The following is an 18,377-nucleotide window of genomic DNA, read 5'->3' on the forward strand; positions in this document are numbered from 1 at the left end:
GAAAATAATTTCGTTTTTAATAAAAAAAAGAAAAATTAAACAAATATAGAAAAATCAGACAAAAATTTAATAAAAAAACAAGTTAAAGAGATTAATCCTTAACTTGAAATAGTAATTCTGTTTGCAATGTTTGAACCCTTGTAGCTTGAGGTGATAATGTATTCACCAGGCATCAGATTGATGTTCAAGCGGGCAATGCCTGAATCATCAGTAGTTCTATCGTAGAAAACACCGTTGACATTAAACGTTATATTTTGACCTGAGTAAGGATTGCCCTCACCGTCAAGCAGTTTCGCCTCAAACTTGGATCCGTCAAGATATTTCATCGTCAAATCCTTGGCTTCAAGAACAGGGAGTACTGTAATTGTGTTTGAAAGCATTAAGTCTTTATACATTGCAGTAATTATGTAAGTACCTGGCTCAAGATTAATGTTGAGTTTGGCATGACCTGTTGCGTTGGTGGTTCTTGTGTATAAAACACCATTGATGTTAAATGTCACGTTAACGCCTGCACCGACAGGATTTCCCCCATCATCCAAAAGCCTTACAACATACTGTGAATCGTTTCTGTAATACTTTGTCAGATTATGATTTTCAGCGATATTAGGAAGAACCGTAACAACATTTGAATACATCTCACCGGAATTTGTGTTAATGGCAGTGATTATGTACTCACCAGGGTTTAGATTAATGTTTAATTTGGCAACACCGGAAGAATCAGTGTTTCTAGTGTAGAAAACACCGTTGATGTTAAAGCGAACCATGGAATTTATTAACAAATAACCATTGGTATCTACAAACTTAGCATAGTACTGTGTTGCGTTCCTGAATGTTTTGGTGATGTTTTCACCGGAAACTGTAGATTTTACCGTAATCGTTGAATTGACCATATAAGTTCCATATTTAACCGCAACATCATATTTTCCGCAGCCCAGATTAATGGCCATTGAAACCATTCCATACCTGTTAGTAGACCTATAGTAATCAATGCCATTGATTGAAATCGTGACACGGGCATCACGAACCGCAGTATCATTACAGGTCACTTCAGCATTAAATCGTTCAGAACCGCCATAATATTTAACCAATTCCCGAGCATAAATTTTAAAAGAAGCATTTGCAAGAGTATAGTCATTGTTGATAAAACTGCAGTTCTCAATGCTTGTGAAAGCCTCATATACCCATAGGGATTCACCGTCGTCGGCAGAATTACTTATGAAATTAGACCCTTCAATATTTGTAATGTCATTTGTACGGATAGCACCGCCAATGCCGGGTTGTTCATCAGCACCTGAAGCAGAATTGTTTATGAATTCACAGCCACGGATATCTGCTTTTCCAGATCGTATTGCGCCCCCCACAGCCGATGGAGTAATATATGAATTGGATTCAGCTTCAACATAATTGTCGATGAATACTGAATTTTTGGCATTTACAGTGCTTGCATAGATTGCTCCACCAGCAACATCATAACAAGAGAGTGAATTGCCTGTAAAATTAGAATCTGAAACATCAACAGTGCCTTTTGAATATATGGCTCCACCAAAACCCATGATACCAGAACCACATCCATTGGAAATAAAACTGGAATTGACAACATCCACATCGCCGTTACAGTGAATGGCACCGCCATCAACAGCATCCCATGATGCAAGAATATTATCTTCAAAGCTGCAGCCATTAACCGTCAAATGACCATTACAATAAACTGCAGCACCCTCTCCTTCAGTACCCCTAACACTATTGGAAATAAAACGTGAATTTAAAAGATTCAAATTACCCGAAGAGTAAATTGCACCACCGTTAGAAGAGGTGCCGCCATTGACATCATTACCTTCAAAAACGGAATTTATAATCTTTAAATTTCCATTACATGAAATTGCACCCCCAAAAGCATCACCAATGGCTAAATCCATTGAATTATTCCTGAAATTACAGTCCTGAATAATAGCATTGTCTGCATCGATATTAATAGCAGCACCAAAATTTCTTGAAGGAATCATATAAATCACATAAGCATTGGTGAAAGTAATGTTTTTCAATACGACATTATCGGATTCTATATCAAATATGTATCCATTATTTTGCGCATCGATTGTGTGGCCATTCCCGTTTATGGTCAGGGATTTTGTAATTGACATCCCAGTATATTCTTTTGAGCTATAATCATTTTCCAGATTGATTGTTGAGCCTTCGAAAGCTTCATCAATCTTTTTTTGCAATTCTGCGAAAGTGCCGCCGTCAGCACTTCCAAGAGTTTCGCCATTACCTAAGGATACTGCTAATGTATCCGTACCACCAACATTATTGTCAGTGCCATTAATTGCCTGATTTCCGGCCGATACGCCAGCTATTGAAAATATAAATACAATCAGACAAATCATAATCATCATTTTCTTTTTCATTTTAATTACCCATCCTTTTAATAATTTCTTAAAAAAATAACTAACTATGAATAAAATTTTATCAAAAGATGTATAAAAATATGGTGATTTAACAGAAAATGACTTCGTTTTTAATAAAAAAAAGAAAAATTAAACAGATAAATAAAATTAGACAAAAATTTAATAAAAAATACAAGTTAAAGAGGTTAATCTTTAACTTGAAATGGTAATTTTATTTGCAATGTTTGAGCCGTTGTAGCTTGAGGTGATGATGTACTCGCCTGCCATCAGATTGATGTTTAAATGAGCTACTCCGTTAACGTCAGTAGTTCTATTATAGAAAACACCATTTACGTTAAACGTTACGTTTTGACCAGGATATACTTTACCTTCACCATTTAAAAGCGTAACATTGAACTTGGAACCGTCCCTGTAAGTCATCTTCAGGTCTGTCGCATTTAAAACAGGTAACACTTTAATATTATTTGCAACTCGACATCCGTTATGCTCGGCGGTTATTATATACTCGCCTGGCTGGAGATTGATGTTAAGCTTAACATGACCTGTTTCATTTGCATATCTTTCATAGAAAACTCCGTTGATGTTAAAGGTTACCTTTTTATCTGTCAAATCGCCGTCAAGCTTAACGACATACTGTGAATCGTTTCTGTAATACTTGACCAAGTCATGATTTTCTGTAATTGTAGGTAAAATACAGATTGTTGAAGAGCTCATCTCACCGGTAACAGGATTTGTTGCAGTAATGATATATTCGCCGTGATCCAGATTGATGTTTAACTTTGCATAACCTTCAGAGTTGATTTTTCTCTCGTAAAATACTCCGTTGATGTTGAAAGTTGCCGTACCTCCAGATAAGGTACTGCCGTAACTGTTGAAAAACTGGGCTTCGAAAGGTTCCGGACCCTTGCAGAATTTCTCCATGTAAGCCATGGAAATTGAAGAGTCGATTGAAATATATGAAAAATCAATGCTCGGCGCATAGTCACTGTCACCACCAAATGAAACAATATATGTATAATAACCCACATCCAGGTTAATGGCGATTGATGCACGGCCATTGTCATCAGTAGTTCTTGTATAGGTCATTCCATTAATCTCGATTGAAATTTCCTTGTTTTTTAAAGGATTTAAGTCAGCATCAGTCAGATTAACATATAACCTTTTATTGTCACCAAATGTTTTATAAAAGTAATCTGCAGTTATTACCGTTTTGTTTCCGGTTGTGTTGTAATCAACAGGATAGATTTCAAATGCCCTTGTGATATATTTTGAAGAGAAATTCTCATCACCTTCAAAATAAAGGGTTACTGTATAATTTCCCGGAGATGAATAATTTGGATATTTTATGGTGATGTTTTTATCTTTAAAATTAAAATAACTGGAATAAACCGGAAAATCACCATATATATTCCAAATTTTGCAGTAGCCCTTAGCTTCATCATAATTTTCGATTTCGGGAGAAATGTCAAAATTGATTAGCAAGTCTTCACCAAGGCGAATATTTTCAACTGACATCGTGAAATTGGAATCCCTTTTATATTCAAATGACTGGACATAGGTGAGGTTTTTATAATAAGCCTCAATTAATACCAGATCACCTAAACTTGCATTTTTGTAATCAATTTGGGCTTTTCCGTTTTCAGTGACATTTGTTGTGTTAATCAAAAGATTATCCCCATCATAGACTTCAAATCTTATTGTCCTATTGTCCAGGCCATAGCTTAATTTTTTCTCATCAGATACAAATGACTGGTTTTTAAATTCATTGTATGAAACATTTGTAAATGTAATGGTAGGATAAATTCCCCAGTCAACATAAAAATCAATTTGATGGTCCAGCAATCCGTCAGAGCTCAAGAGATAAACAACACCGTTTTCATATTCAAAATCAGGCCACAATCCGCTGGCAAGGTATTCACGTGCCTGGTTGTTGTTGAATACGGAATTTGAAACTACAGTTCCATCAAAATTATACGCAAAGCAGATTGCAGCACCGCATCCGCTTATAGACTCTGAAAGTGCATTTCCTATAAATTGGGAATTGTCAATTAACGCCCTCGAACATCCCATCCAGATTGCTCCGCCAATACCAGCAGTGTTGTCTTTAAAAGTACAGTTTAAAATGGTGATGTTAACTCCCCATATATCAATGGCTCCTCCTGAAGAAGCATTGGCGTTTATGAAATTAATGTTTTTTAAAGTGACATTGAGGTTAATTTCAGATCCCACAAGGTCTTCATCAGCAATACTGAAAATTCGGGCGCTGTTTTTCCCGTCAAGAGTGTGTCCTTTCCCATCTATTGTCAATGATTTATTGATAAAGATACCATTATTTGAAAAAGCATCGTCATAAGCATAGTCATTTTCCAAATTTATTGTTGAACCTTCTTCTGCATTATTTACCTTTTCCTGCAACTCCGTGAAAGTACCACCGTCGGTACTTGCCAGAATTGACGTGTCCGAAAATGTTTGACTTGCATCATCTGCAGCCGATACGGCGGCCATTGAACAGATTAATGCAATCAGAGAAAATAAAATTAAAAGTTTTCTTGTCATAAAGTGATATATGTTGTGGCTAATATTTATATTATTTTAAAAAAAAGTTGAAAAATATGGGCGTTAACCCATATTTATTGAACTTCTAAAAATGATACGGTGTTTGTTTTAATTATCGGCTGAGTCGTGAGATTCTTGTCGAAAGTAGGTTTCGCGGATATGATGTATATGTTTTTATCCGTATTGTTCTGAACCAGTTTTGGAATATCCTCCTTGGAAATCTCCTTAAAGTCAAACAGATCATGCAGCTCACTCAGCTTGTAACCGTAGAGTTTATCTGGAGGGTTTAAGAGATACATCTCGGTTGTGTTTCCATATTCCATGTAAAACATCCTGTTGCTTGGATGGTTGATTACAATTGAGGAGTTGTCATTGGCCACCTGGTCAAAGAAGGCTTCCTTGTTCCAGTTGTTCGTTGTCCAGAAATCATTGCATGATCCCAGTTGTGATATTCCAGCAGCGAGTAATAATAAAATCAATCCGAATGTTATTAAAAATTCCTTTTTGGCCTCGACTTTACCTGCCCATATAGAAATTACAAACCACAGGATTGCGGCTGAAGGCAGGAGGTATCTGTCCACCAGTATCGGTTTGAATATGATTGAAACGGCTGTTCCGATAACAATTGTTCCAAAGTATGCCAAAACCCCAGTAACAATATAAAATCTATCCGTTTCATCAATATCTCTGAACTGTCTTGCTGAATAAACTATAAGAACAGCCAAAATAGCTATTGCAAACATGCATGTGTAAAGGTTTCTTGAAGATGTGACGAAATATCCAAAAAATCCTATTATATTTTTAGCAGATATCTCAGGAATCCAATAACCTCCACCTACAAATGCCAACTGATTCATTAAAGCGAGTATCCATGGCACATATAGGACTATGCCGCAAACAGCTGATATAAGGCAATTTTTAATTTTTTTCTTATCACGCAGGAAATAAAAGAAAAATGCCACATAAATACATATTACTGGAATAGCGGCAAAATAATGACTATATGCTGCAAGAACTGAAAAAGCAGTAAGTAAAGCCCATGATTTTGTGTCGTTTTTATCTATAACATCCCTTAAAAAGACAAATGCCAATATTAAAAACAGCATCGCCCAGCTGTACATTCTTATTACTGAATAATATGGTAAAAATTCACTCATTACAGCCATTGAAAATGCAAAAAGTCCTGCAGTCAGATATCCGTACTCCTTTCTGATTTTTGTAAAAGACAAAACAAGAATTATTGCATAAGGAACAATTGACATGATTTTATATGCAAAAATTTTGTTAGCCTGAAGTCCCAATGCGGTTAAAATATCAGTAACTATCTTTAAAAGCAGATAGTGGAAAGGTGGATGAACATCATAAGAAATGACCTGCGGCAAAGCCGTAATCGGGAAGTGAAGAACACTCAACGTGAAATATTCATCAACGTGAATAATCATCTGATTTAACGGAGATACCAGCATATAACCGAGCATTGCAATTGACAATGCAAAAAAAGCAGTACCGATAATGTCTTTATGTTCTTTATTAAATTCCATGATAATCACTCCTTAGCGATTGATGAGCTGATTAAAGACTTTACAATGTCATCCATTTTATTTACCTCCTTCCAGGTGAGGAAGGAATAGGTCTTGCCGTCATGCACAAACCAGTAACGGCTTGCGTTTTTGCTGTCCACAAGCTTGTAGACATTAATGCCGTTTGCTGTGAAATTTGATGTTTTGTAAGTCTTGTTTTTAGAATCACAATCGTCTTTATACTCTTTGATATGTTTTGAAATATTTTTGTCATTATGACATTCGAAATAAACTGAATCCAATCCGTTACTAGCTGTTTCATATCCGTATTTGTTAACGCCAATATATTTATAGCCTTCAGGAAGTTTAAAAGTAACTTCTCCAATTTTGACGCTTTCTTCATGGTCAAAAACGCCCGCATATGATAAGGCTACAAAGAAAAATACGAGTATGCAAACAACAAGTAAAATTAAAGATTTCTTTTCCATTAAGTCACCTCGTATGTTAATATTTATCTATTAACTTCTATTTAAATAATGTGGACATCACCGATTAAAAAAATATCAAATCATTGGTGAAAAATAGCTATTATGATATCCTCACAAAGTTTTTAAAAAAAAATCTATTATGATGTTTAAAACTATATGAGTAATGATTAAATACAATTTGACTGGGAAAATATGATTGTGATGAATTAGATATCAAAATGACTTATTAATGTAACACTCCGGAATTAAATCACAGAAATCACACACCATTTTCATTCCCCCAATGTTTTAAAAAATTAACTTCAATATCCATTTTTATTCAATGTAAAAAAAAAACAAGCGGAAAAATTCTATTTAACTACAGATAATGATTTATGAATTTAAAAGAAAAAAATAGGATTACTACAAAAAAAATAAGAAGTGTTTAAATCAATTAAACACTATTTATCATCAATCCCTTCTAAACAGATCTCTTGTATATACCTTATCTGCAACATCACCGAGGATATCTGTGTCAAAACGGTTTGCAAGAATTACATCACTTTCACTTTTAAAGCGGTCAATGTCATTTACCACTTCGGATTTTAAAAATTCACTTCTCTCATCAAGGGTAGGTTCATAGATAATTATTGAAATTCCTTCTGCCTTTATGCGTTTCATGACGTCCTGTATTGCAGATGCACGGAAGTTGTCACTGTTGCTTTTCATGGTAAGTCTGTAAACCCCAACGGTTTCAGGATTTCTTGAAATGATTTCATCGGCAATGAAATGCTTACGTACCTTATTTGAATTGACAACGGCCTCTATCATGGTCTGTGGAACATCCTTATAGTTTGCCAAAAGCTGTTTTGTATCCTTAGGAAGGCAGTATCCGCCATATCCGAATGACGGATTGTTGTAGTGTCCGCCAATACGGGGATCCATACATACTCCGTCTATAATCATCTGTGTATCAAGGCCTTTGGTCTGGGCATAGGTATCAAGTTCATTGAAGTAACTTACACGCACTGCAAGGTAAGTGTTTGCAAATAGCTTGATTGCCTCGGCTTCGGTCAAGTGTGTTAAAAGTATTGGAATGTCCTGTCTGAAGGAACCTGCTCTTTTTTCTTCCTCTCTTGCACCTTCAAGCAAAAGATTTGCAAACATTTCTCCATCTTCTTTTTGCTCGTCGTCACATCCGACTACAATCCTGCTCGGATGGAGATTGTCGTAAAGTGCTTTTGACTCACGGAGGAATTCCGGAGAGAATATGATGTTTTTTATTCCGTATTTTTCTCTGACGGATTCCGTGTAGCCCACAGGTATCGTTGACTTGATGACCATCAGGACATCCGGGTTGACTTTTAAAGTCCACTCTATTGCATCCTCAACGGCAGAGGTGTCAAAGAAGTTATTGACATCATCATAATTCGTTGGTGTTGCAATGATAACCAAATCGGCGCTTTTATAAGCCGCTTCCTTGTCTGTTGTTGTGTGAAGGTTCAGTTTTCTTTGTCCTTCACGGACCTCTTTGAAAAATCTTTCTATCTCGTCATCCTGAATTGGACTTATAAACTGATTAAGCTTTTCTGCTTTTGATTCTGTAGTTGTGATTGCTGTAACGTCATGTTTTTGAGCGAGTAGGACAGCTAGTGAAAGACCGACATATCCTACACCTGCAACTGTAATTTTCATTTGATTTTCTCCTATTTTATCTTTTGTATAAATTATTAGATTTTGGTCTTTATAATTGTTAGTTTTTTGTGAAAACTTAACCATTAAGATTTAATGCTTTTTAATAATTAATTCCTACATAATACATATTACAAATAATCCTGCCGATAGTGAATCATTTATCAGAATAATGTTTGCTGTATAGAACGAGGATTTGGATTTATACTTGCCTTTCTATTCCAAGCTCTTTTTTCCTGCTCAGGTATTGCAATCCACAATATCTCTTTTGCTCTTGTCATAGCAACATAGGGAATTCTTAATTCTTCCTCTTTTAATAAATCATAATTTTCAAACATTTTACTGTACTTTTTTCCATTACCTGCTTTTTCTTTCAGAACTAATAAAACAGCTCTAAATGATCTCCCTTTCACACTGTGTATTGTTCCAAAATGACAATCAGTATGGTATTTATCTAAATCCAATTGGATATCTTTAAATTTTCCATCAAAATTTGAATTTTGTATATTTTTTCGTTTTTTTAATTCAATAGTCCATTCAAAAACCGAATTGATATGATTTATCCAATTATTTATATCTGTACTAGAATTAACATTAGGAATTCCGTCGATAAACTTTAAAATATCTTTTCTATGTTTTAATAAACCTTTATTTTCAATTGATAAGTTAATTTGTTCATAATCCACAAACCCATCATTTTCTTCCAGCATAAGATATGCCTTTTCCAATAAATTAAATCCTTCACTTTTAAACTCCAAATCCCATAAATATTTACCTAACACAACATATCTTGTAAATGTATTTTCTAAATCATAACCTGGAAAAATTTTATATATATTAAATTGAAAACCATTCTCTTTAAAGTTATTTGCAAATGATTCCCCCCGAAATAAGACTGCTCTTGAGTTATTATCTTTTTGAATTTTATTTGAATCACAATATTGATTAAATTCATTAATAATAGTTTTAATATCAGTATTTTCATTAGAATATGTTTTAAAAATAGGTTTTATTTCTAAAATATCTTCATCATTTTTTGAAACAAAAGTAGTATGTGAAAATTTTGATACAAACTCACAAATTGATGAACTGCATCGAAAGTTTTCAGTCAATTTAATAGAATCAGATTTCCATTCTTGAAATTTATTTTCAAATAGCATAGGATTAGAATCATTCCATTCATAAATCGCTTGTTCTGAATCACCAACCAGTATTAAGTTCGATAATCCATAATTAACTAAAGTATTGAGAATTTCCATCTGAATTTCTGAAGTGTCTTGCGCTTCATCAAGAATAATATATGGAAAACGTTTAATTAATAATTTTAAAATATTTTCATGGTTTTTCAAAATTTTTAAAGCATAATAATGTGCATCTGCACGATTAGCATAACCTAACTTAATCAATCTCTTTTTTTCATGAAGTATTTGTGGTTTTGATTTCCAATTCTTTTCCAAATTTGAACCTGGAACTCTGTCCCATTCTCCAGAGATATTGCGAGCAATTTCACAAAATTGTTGTTGTGCATAAAATTTTCCAACCCAATTGTTAAATGGTTTTCCAACAAGGCGTGGACGACATTTACAACCCATTTCTAGATGCCCAAATGGTAGAAAAATATAATTATTAATAAAACTATCTAAAGTACCTATAAAATGAGGATGTTTGATTTCAAAGGAACTGTCAAATTTTTTAAATGTATTCCTCATCTCATCAATAGCAATATTTGTAAAAGATAAGAGTGCTAAACCCCCAGACAAATCCCAATTTTTTATAATGTCAATCGCTTTTTTAGTGATTGTATATGTTTTTCCACTACCCGGAGCTGCTTTAACAACAAATAATCCATTTTTATTTTTATCCAAAATATCCTTTTGTTTTTTTGTAAAATCCATCTAATCCTCTTTTAAAAACTTAAATAAATTTTCAATCACTTCTGGAATCTGAAATCCTTCTAAGTTTTCCCATTCCTCAATAATTTTTATCGGTAAATTTGTTTTTTTAAATTTTACTTCATTTATATAATCATAGACCAAATTATCTGAGACTGATTCTTCAGTTAAATTATTTAAAAATTTCTTAGTTCTTTTTATATTAGTTACAATATTTTTATCCAATAATAAATAACTCAAAAGTTCATTATTATTTTTATTTGAATTAATAATTTCAAATTCAAAATCTTTTTCAGAAATAAAAATACCAATATTGTCTCCACGATATTCCTCCCATAATTTTATAGTATTTTCATTACATTGATCATGGGGATTATCTTTGTCATTATCTACCAATATTGCACATTTCTTTTTTAAATATTCTTTTTCTTCACTATTTAAAAACAGATTTGCATAATGAAAAACATTATTGATACTACCAAGTTCTATTAATTCAATATTTTCATTTTCAAACGAAGTTTGTTTTATCTTTGCAAAAAAGGGCAATAATAATCGTTCAGTGGCTCCCTCAACGAAAATAACTTTTTTAGCAAATAATAAATTAGATTTTCCCATTGGAAAAAATTTTTTAAAATGATTAATATCTTTTTCATCCAAATTTAATGCATACCAATTAATTGCATTTATTTTGTTATTAATATTCTCTAAAATAATTAATGAATCCAAATTTGAATGTGCAACTAAAATTGGAGAATGAGAAGTTATAAAAATTTGGAAAGGGTAATCCTCATCCAAATAGCTCATTAAATAATTAAAAAATGATTTCTGTAATTGTGGATGTAAATGAGCTTCTGGTTCTTCAATACATAGTGCAGTATATGCAATTTCTTCATTATCAGAATCTTTTAAATTTCCCAATAATATCGACATGTAAATCAAATTATTATACCCCAAACCATTTTGTGATAATTCTAAATTACCTCCATCAATAGGTAGGGTTATAAAAAAATTTTTAACAAATTTATCATATTCATTTGGAATTAAATTAATATTAAATTGTGGAAAGTCATTATGAGTCATTCCATCTAAATGATAATCAATATGCTCTTTTTTGGAATTTTCAATGAAATTTATGATTTCATGATGATTAATTTTTTCATTTAAATCTTGAATTAATTCTGTTTTATCATATTCTTCAGATTTAATCTTTGTGAAAAACTTACCTAAGATATTGTTTCTACCTGGACGTAGATATTTTCCATAATCTCTTAATGGATCCAAATAAACATGATATAATATATGAAAAATTTCTTCAGGAACTTGTTGGCCTTCAAAAGGCCCACCCCAGACTTTATTATAAATTCTTTTCCGATTATTTTGCATTTTAATATAATACTTGAAATGTATTTCAAAATATTCTGTTTCAGGATTGAATATTTCGAAAAATATGTTTTGTTCATCCGTTTCAATTTGAAAATATAATGAAAATTCTATAGGTTCAGTTTCTGGTAACCCCACTGTGAAATCTCTTTCATTAATGTAAATAGTCCGATCAACATCTTTATAACTTAAGCAAAACCTTAAAGCATCAATAATTCTAGTTTTCCCTGAATTATTCTCACCAATTAAAATATTTAAACCTTTGTTAAAAGTTAATGTTAAATCATCTATTCCTCTAAAATTTTTTATTCTGAATTTTTCTAAAAACATATTATCCATTAGTAATTTTATTTAATTAAATTATTTTAGTTCATTATATAATAAATTTATATAAATCATGTGAGAAATTTGAGTTGAATTTTTGGAAAAAACCAAATTTTTCCTTTAAACTTCATTTACAGGATTAATAAAAATCTACATCATATGTACGCCAATTTAATTCATAACTCCATTTGTCATTATCTTTCCTGAATAAGTAACCTTCAGATTGTATAATATTTTTGGTTTCAATAGAATCATGCCAACCCCCAAAATCCACATAATAATCACTACAGACAATATAAACATGAATGAAGAATTCTACTTCAAATTCATTTTCATCCAACTGATGAATAGTCGTATCATCTTCATTTAATTCACATTCATCAATATCATAATCCATCTTATTTATTTCAATATTCATTGCATTTTCATATTGTTCATCAAGTATATTGAAGAAATGATGTGAAATATATTCTCTTAAATCTTTAAAAAGCTTAAATTCCTCATCAATATATTTCATTATATTTTTACCCTTAATTATTTCCAATTTATCATAATTATCAAATTTTCTAAACTGTTTAACATGATTTTGAAATTGGGATTCTAATTTTTTCTTATTTTCAATAAATCCATTATCCTTAGAAAATAACAAATACTTATCATAAATTTTTGTTTCAGCAAACTTCAATATTGATAAAAATAATATTGAATCTTTAAATCCTTTATCAGATTTTCCATTGATAAAAGGAGGCATTTTATATAATGACATCCCCAGAATAGATTCAAATAGTTTATCTTTTTGTGATGGAATATTAATAATTTTTAATTCCTTGAAATACTTTTCCTTTAATTCTTCACAATAATTTTCAACATCAAAATCACTATATCCTTCAATTTGAATATTTTCAAAATTAGCAAACTCCCTATTGAATTTCGCTAATTGTTTAAGATCATCATACATACGAGTTTTATGATGAGATATTAATTCAAGCAACACAATTTCTGGAAATAAAATATCTATTTCATATTTTAAATCATTTAATTCAAGAGTTTTTAAAATTTTATAATATTCATCCAAAGGCAATTTAGATAAATCCCTTGTTTTATTTTTACTCGGAGTGAAAACATTAGTATCCACTATTATTGCAAGTTCTATACTTGATTGCATGATTAAATATTGATTTTCAACATATAAAAATTAATTTAATTTTGATTAGTGATGAAAATATTTATTTTACCAAAACTGTGATAAATACACTATATTTTCCATGAAAATTTAAGCAAGGATCTCCGGTAGTAAAAATCCCTTTCAGAATATGAAAAATTCATACAATAAAACACTTACTTAAAAAGTAAAATATAATAATACTTCAACGAATAATTAATATAACAAAACCTGTAAAATAAAAATAAAAATTAATGTTAACTAATTAGATTAAGTCAATACTTTTCAATCATTTCTTTCATGTGACAGATTAAATCATCTTTTGACTCTTCATCATTCATTGCAAATTCTATTGATGTTTTTAACCATTCGAAACGATTACCTATATCATAGGTTTTTCCTTCAAAAGTATTTCCATAAATTGCATCCAGTTTTGACAGTGCATCAGTTAATTAGATTAAGAATGCTGAAAAAGGACCTTAAAAAAAATAAACCTACAATATCAAGAAAAGACCTGGCAAATTGACACTCACTTAGGAGTTCATATACTTAAATAATTAAATAAAAAATATAATAATATATGTATCTAAAAAGCGGGGAAAAATATTTGTTAATTGGACTATTTTTAGAAATCATAATATTTCTACTATTCTATCCATTAAATCCAATTGATAATAAACAAATGTTTTCTTCAGTAATAGGTTTAAAATTCGATGATTGGAGTATTTTTGCAGCATTATTTATTGGAATTGGAACAATATTATGTACACTTTATAGCATAAATAAAAGTTTTAAATCAATGAAATTATCTTCAATACCTGAAAAATCAACAAATTTATTAATTGAATTAGAATTTCATTTTAATCAATATAAATTAGGAACTAAAAAAGATGAACTAATATTGTTAACAGAAATCTTAAAATATTGGAATGAAAATCAAAAAGCATTTAGATTATTAACACCACATTTTTACAAAAATTTTTTAAAACTTATGTTAACACCAGAAAATATTAACAAGAATGAAAATCTACCCAATAAAAATTCCAAATATATTATCATGGCCATTAAAGCCCAAATTACGGACATTGCATTTGAAAATAATGACTGTGAATTTTCATTCATAAAACCTAATTTAATTAATGATGATGAAAATATTGAAAAGAATGGCGAAAATTCTAAAAATTACACTAAGATTAACATTAATCAGAAAGAATTTTACAATTATATAACTACTATTAAGGGAGAAAAAACTAAACGAACAACATCTACAAAGTTTAAAATGCTCAATAATGACATCAAACATTTATTAAAAGATTTAAAAAGAGAAATTGATGAATATGATTAATTAAGTGATTTAAATGCAACCCGAAAATGAAATAAAAGATGAAACTGATGATGAATTAAATAGAAATACTTTTGCTAGAATATTAGCGGACAGTATTAAAAAATATGAATATGATGAATCATTAACTATTGGAATTATGGGCAGTTGGGGTTCAGGGAAATCATCTTTAATAAACTTAACAACAAATATTCTTAAAAAAGAAAATTTTATAATAATTCATTTTAATCCATGGTTTTTTTCAAATCAAGAAAATTTATATTCACAATTTTTTAAATTACTACTGAATGAACTGAAAAAAATAGAAATGAACAACAATAAGCTTTTTGAAAGGAAAATTAAACCGAAACATTTGATGTTCAGAAAAATAGATAATTCCATAAATGATTATTTTAACTACCTGAAAGATTCATCAATAGAAATAAATTTTGATAATTTATATTATTCCTCAGAATCTACATCATTAGAATCATACGATTCATTGAATTTCCATAAAAATCAATGCGAAGAATATTTCTCCAAAATTAAACAAAAAATCATTGTTGTAATTGATGATATTGATAGATTATCAGATGAAGAAATAGCTCAAGTATTTACTTTAGTTAAGTCAATAGCAGATTTTAAAAAATTTATTTATATCCTCTCTTTTGATAGATTAATTATTTCAAAAGCACTGAAAAAAATTAACTCATATGAATCAGACAAATTTGTTGATAAAATTATTCAAATCCCAATTTATGTGCCCAAAATTAATGAAAATAAAATGGATGAATTAATTTTGAAACAAATAGGAGATATTTATGACAAACAAAAAAATGAACATGTTGATATTTATTATACTGAGTTTAGAGATATTTTTGATTATTTAAAATTATTTATAAAAGACATACGTGATTTAAAAAGATATAAAAATATATTAAATTTTTATTCTAATAATTTCCTTGAAGGCCTAAATATTAATGATTTCTTTTTATTATTAGCCATACATCTTTTTGAACATGAATTATTTTTAAAAATAAAAAATAATAAAGAAAAATTAATTATAAAAAAAGATGAATTTGATGAGAATTTTAAACCTACAATGCCAAGAAATAACCTTGAAATATTTGAAGAAATTATTAACGAAACAAAATGGCATTATCTTAAAGAATTATTGGTCTTTTTATTTCCCACATTAAACACCAAATCAACAGAATTAACCTGCGAACTATATAAAGAATGGCAAAATGAACATAGAATATGCTCTGAAAAATATTTTGAAAATTATTTTACATTATCTCTTGAAAAAAATGAAGTAAATATGACTTCACTAAGCCAATTAATTCAGAGCAATGAAGTCAATGAAATATTTGAATTTTTCACACAAAGTACGGATTTAGATTTCAATCATTCATTATTAAGGAAATTTAGTAAATTAATTCCTGAAATTCCGAAAGAAAATATTGAATATTTTATTAAAGCTTTAATGAAATCTGGTGACGTGATGAATGTCTATCACGCCTCAAGAAGATATTTTGAATGGATTTTTGATGATTTATTTAAAATAATTAATTCATCGGATAAATGCTATGAAATTTTAGAACAATGCATTAAATTCTATGACAACAATGTACTCACCACAACAGAATATATTTATTCATTAGCTTTTGATTATGGTTTAGCAGGAATAAATAAAAATATCAAATCAGAAAATGAAATGTTCATAAAAGAAGATCATGTAAAAGAATTAATAGCACTCACTGTTCAAAATATTAAGAAAAATAGTGAAAATAAAGATTTCCTAAATCAAAGATTTTTACAAGATATGTTATCCTATTGGGAATTATTAGACAATAAGAAAGATGTAAAAGAATATATTTTAAATAATGTTAAAACAGACAAAGAAATATTATCATTTTTAAGCAAATTTCAAACAATTCAACAAACAAAACACACATTCGAAGGTAAATTTAGAAAAATAAGATTCGATTTTAAAAAGTTAGACAGTTATCATGGACTAGATTTTTATGAAAAAACCATAAACCGAATATTACTTGATGACAATATATCCCACGATATTGAAGAATTTTGTACAAATTTTATTAATCAATTAGACGAATATAAAGCAATATTATATATAAATAGATAATATTAAACGATACATGAAAATTATGAGAATTACATTTAAAAAAATATTTTATTTAACATCATATCTTTTATCCAGACATGAAAAGAATTTTATAAATTCATTATTTCTGAAGAAATTAAACCAGAAATTCTAAATGAATTATACCTTGAAGGATATTCAGAAGAGTATTTATTTCCAGGTTATGGTGGAGTTAGTAAAACAATTGAAAATAGGGTTAAATTAGATTTGCTAATAAAAAATACTAAAACTAAATAAAATAATTATTGCTCAACATTAAGTATGCTTTAAATTAAAATAATGAATAATTAAAATAAAATTAAAACTTTCAACCCACATTTAATGAATCATATTATTAATATAAACAAACCCCTAAAATAAAAATAATAATTAATGTTAAGTAATGTAGATGAATTAATACTTTTTAATCATTTCTTTCATGTAACAGATTAAATCATCTTTTGACTCTTCATCATCCATGGCAAATTCTATTGATGTTTTTAACCATTCGAAACGATTACCTATATCATAGGTTTTACCTTCAAAAGTATTTCCATAAATTGCATCCAGTTTTGACAGTGCATCGGTTAATTGGATTTCTCCACCAACACCAGGTTCAGTTTCATCAATTTTATCAAAGATATCTGGTGTCAGGACATAGCGTCCCATAATTGCAAAGTTTGATGGTGCCTGGTGTGACAATGGCTTTTCAACAAGTTTTTCAATTTTATAAATGTCTTTTTCAACTTCCATTCCTTTAATGATTCCATATCTTTCCACTTTTTCTTTTGGAACTTCCTCAAGAGAAATTGCAGATGCACCATATTTTTCATAAACATCAATTAACTGTTTGGTGCATGGTGTAGGGCCCTTGGTAATTGAGTCTCCAAGAAGTACTGCAAAGGCTTCATCACCAATGTGTTTTTTAGCACAGTAAATTGCATCTCCAAGGCCTTTTTGTTCCTTTTGTCTTACATAACAGATGTCTGCCAGATCAGTGATTTTTCTAACTTGCTTTAAGTATTTGTCTTTACCAGCACTTTGAAGCATCTGTTCAAGTTCAAAAGATTTGTCAAAGTGGTCTTCTATGGAACGTTTATTTCTTCCGGTGACTATTAAAATATCATCAATTCCTGAATTGACTGCCTCTTCAATAACATATTGAATTGTAGGCTTATCATAAACAGGTAACATTTCCTTAGGCTGTGCTTTGGTGGCTGGAAGGAATCTTGTACCGAATCCTGCTGCGGGAATTACTGCTTTCATATTATCCTCTGTCGATTATTTGAATCCATAATAAATGGAGAACCAAAAAATGTATGATGATATAAAATGATTCTCCATAAAAATATATGAATCTACTCAATAAAAAAATTTTTCTCACAATTAACAACCAATTTGGTAAAGTTCAAATCATTCATCTTCAATTCTTTTTGGATAGATGTTTCTGCCATCAAAAATAATTTTTTGACTTAATCATTTTACCAGTTCATCCAAATCAAGGCTGCTTCT

11 protein-coding genes and 1 pseudogene are annotated in these 18,377 nt (G+C 30.0%); 2 read left to right on the top strand and 10 right to left on the bottom strand.

All coding sequences use genetic code 11. The features are described from left to right. Window positions 1-98 precede the first annotated feature (98 nt). The 9 genes and pseudogenes from ACKI44_RS02490 to ACKI44_RS02530 all read right to left on the bottom strand — a co-directional run. Window positions 99-2,405, bottom strand: coding sequence for a hypothetical protein (locus tag ACKI44_RS02490; RefSeq protein WP_407421234.1), 2,307 nt, complete (start codon window positions 2,403-2,405; stop codon window positions 99-101). A 192-nt stretch (window positions 2,406-2,597) separates the two neighbouring features. Continuing rightward, the gene (locus tag ACKI44_RS02495) at window positions 2,598-4,961 is read right to left on the bottom strand and encodes a hypothetical protein (RefSeq protein WP_407421236.1); all 2,364 of its coding nucleotides are present in this window, start codon (window positions 4,959-4,961) and stop codon (window positions 2,598-2,600) included. A gap of 74 nt (window positions 4,962-5,035) precedes the next feature. Beyond that, window positions 5,036-6,502, bottom strand: coding sequence for a hypothetical protein (locus ACKI44_RS02500; protein WP_407421238.1), 1,467 nt, complete (start codon window positions 6,500-6,502; stop codon window positions 5,036-5,038). Between the two features lie 5 nt (window positions 6,503-6,507). Continuing rightward, a complete protein-coding gene (locus ACKI44_RS02505) occupies window positions 6,508-6,969 on the bottom strand; it encodes a hypothetical protein (RefSeq protein WP_407421240.1) in 462 nt (153 codons plus the stop codon). A gap of 450 nt (window positions 6,970-7,419) precedes the next feature. After that, window positions 7,420-8,643, bottom strand: coding sequence for a nucleotide sugar dehydrogenase (locus ACKI44_RS02510; RefSeq protein WP_407421242.1), 1,224 nt, complete (start codon window positions 8,641-8,643; stop codon window positions 7,420-7,422). 161 nt (window positions 8,644-8,804) lie between these two features. Next, window positions 8,805-10,535 (bottom strand): UvrD-helicase domain-containing protein, encoded by a 1,731-nt coding sequence (locus ACKI44_RS02515; RefSeq protein ID WP_407421244.1) that lies wholly within the window; start codon window positions 10,533-10,535, stop codon window positions 8,805-8,807. Then, window positions 10,536-12,242: an ATP-dependent nuclease gene (locus ACKI44_RS02520; protein WP_407421246.1), complete on the bottom strand. Its 1,707-nt coding sequence runs from the start codon at window positions 12,240-12,242 to the stop codon at window positions 10,536-10,538. It lies immediately after the preceding gene. A 133-nt stretch (window positions 12,243-12,375) separates the two neighbouring features. Then, the gene (locus tag ACKI44_RS02525) at window positions 12,376-13,401 is read right to left on the bottom strand and encodes a PIN domain-containing protein (protein WP_407421248.1); all 1,026 of its coding nucleotides are present in this window, start codon (window positions 13,399-13,401) and stop codon (window positions 12,376-12,378) included. 272 nt (window positions 13,402-13,673) lie between these two features. Beyond that, window positions 13,674-13,850 (bottom strand): annotated as a pseudogene (locus tag ACKI44_RS02530) (UTP--glucose-1-phosphate uridylyltransferase); the annotation flags it as partial. Between the two features lie 155 nt (window positions 13,851-14,005). On the opposite strand from ACKI44_RS02530, the gene ACKI44_RS02535 reads away from it, so the two are divergent. After that, window positions 14,006-14,743, top strand: coding sequence for a hypothetical protein (locus tag ACKI44_RS02535; RefSeq protein ID WP_407421250.1), 738 nt, complete (start codon window positions 14,006-14,008; stop codon window positions 14,741-14,743). A 13-nt stretch (window positions 14,744-14,756) separates the two neighbouring features. Continuing rightward, window positions 14,757-16,868: a P-loop NTPase fold protein gene (locus ACKI44_RS02540; RefSeq protein WP_407421252.1), complete on the top strand. Its 2,112-nt coding sequence runs from the start codon at window positions 14,757-14,759 to the stop codon at window positions 16,866-16,868. Between the two features lie 411 nt (window positions 16,869-17,279). Here the strand turns inward: ACKI44_RS02540 and galU are convergent, their stop codons facing one another. Beyond that, window positions 17,280-18,131 (bottom strand): UTP--glucose-1-phosphate uridylyltransferase GalU, encoded by an 852-nt coding sequence (gene galU / locus ACKI44_RS02545; protein WP_407421254.1) that lies wholly within the window; start codon window positions 18,129-18,131, stop codon window positions 17,280-17,282. Window positions 18,132-18,377: the final 246 nt, after the last annotated feature.

The sequence above is a fragment of the Methanobrevibacter sp. genome, assembly GCF_045646205.1.
In the GTDB taxonomy this organism is placed as follows: Archaea; Methanobacteriota; Methanobacteria; order Methanobacteriales; family Methanobacteriaceae; genus Methanocatella.

Bases quoted from the DNA above. Each gene is read 5' to 3' on its own strand.
- ACKI44_RS02525 (WP_407421248.1), bottom strand. From the start codon at position 13,401: ATGCAATCAAGTATAGAACTTGCAATAATAGTGGATACTAATGTTTTC.
- ACKI44_RS02510 (WP_407421242.1), bottom strand. From the start codon at position 8,643: ATGAAAATTACAGTTGCAGGTGTAGGATATGTCGGTCTTTCACTAGCT.
- ACKI44_RS02505 (WP_407421240.1), bottom strand. From the start codon at position 6,969: ATGGAAAAGAAATCTTTAATTTTACTTGTTGTTTGCATACTCGTATTT.
- ACKI44_RS02520 (WP_407421246.1), bottom strand. From the start codon at position 12,242: ATGTTTTTAGAAAAATTCAGAATAAAAAATTTTAGAGGAATAGATGAT.
- ACKI44_RS02490 (WP_407421234.1), bottom strand. From the start codon at position 2,405: ATGAAAAAGAAAATGATGATTATGATTTGTCTGATTGTATTTATATTT.
- ACKI44_RS02495 (WP_407421236.1), bottom strand. From the start codon at position 4,961: ATGACAAGAAAACTTTTAATTTTATTTTCTCTGATTGCATTAATCTGT.
- ACKI44_RS02540 (WP_407421252.1), top strand. From the start codon at position 14,757: ATGCAACCCGAAAATGAAATAAAAGATGAAACTGATGATGAATTAAAT.
- ACKI44_RS02500 (WP_407421238.1), bottom strand. From the start codon at position 6,502: ATGGAATTTAATAAAGAACATAAAGACATTATCGGTACTGCTTTTTTT.
- ACKI44_RS02515 (WP_407421244.1), bottom strand. From the start codon at position 10,535: ATGGATTTTACAAAAAAACAAAAGGATATTTTGGATAAAAATAAAAAT.
- galU (WP_407421254.1), bottom strand. From the start codon at position 18,131: ATGAAAGCAGTAATTCCCGCAGCAGGATTCGGTACAAGATTCCTTCCA.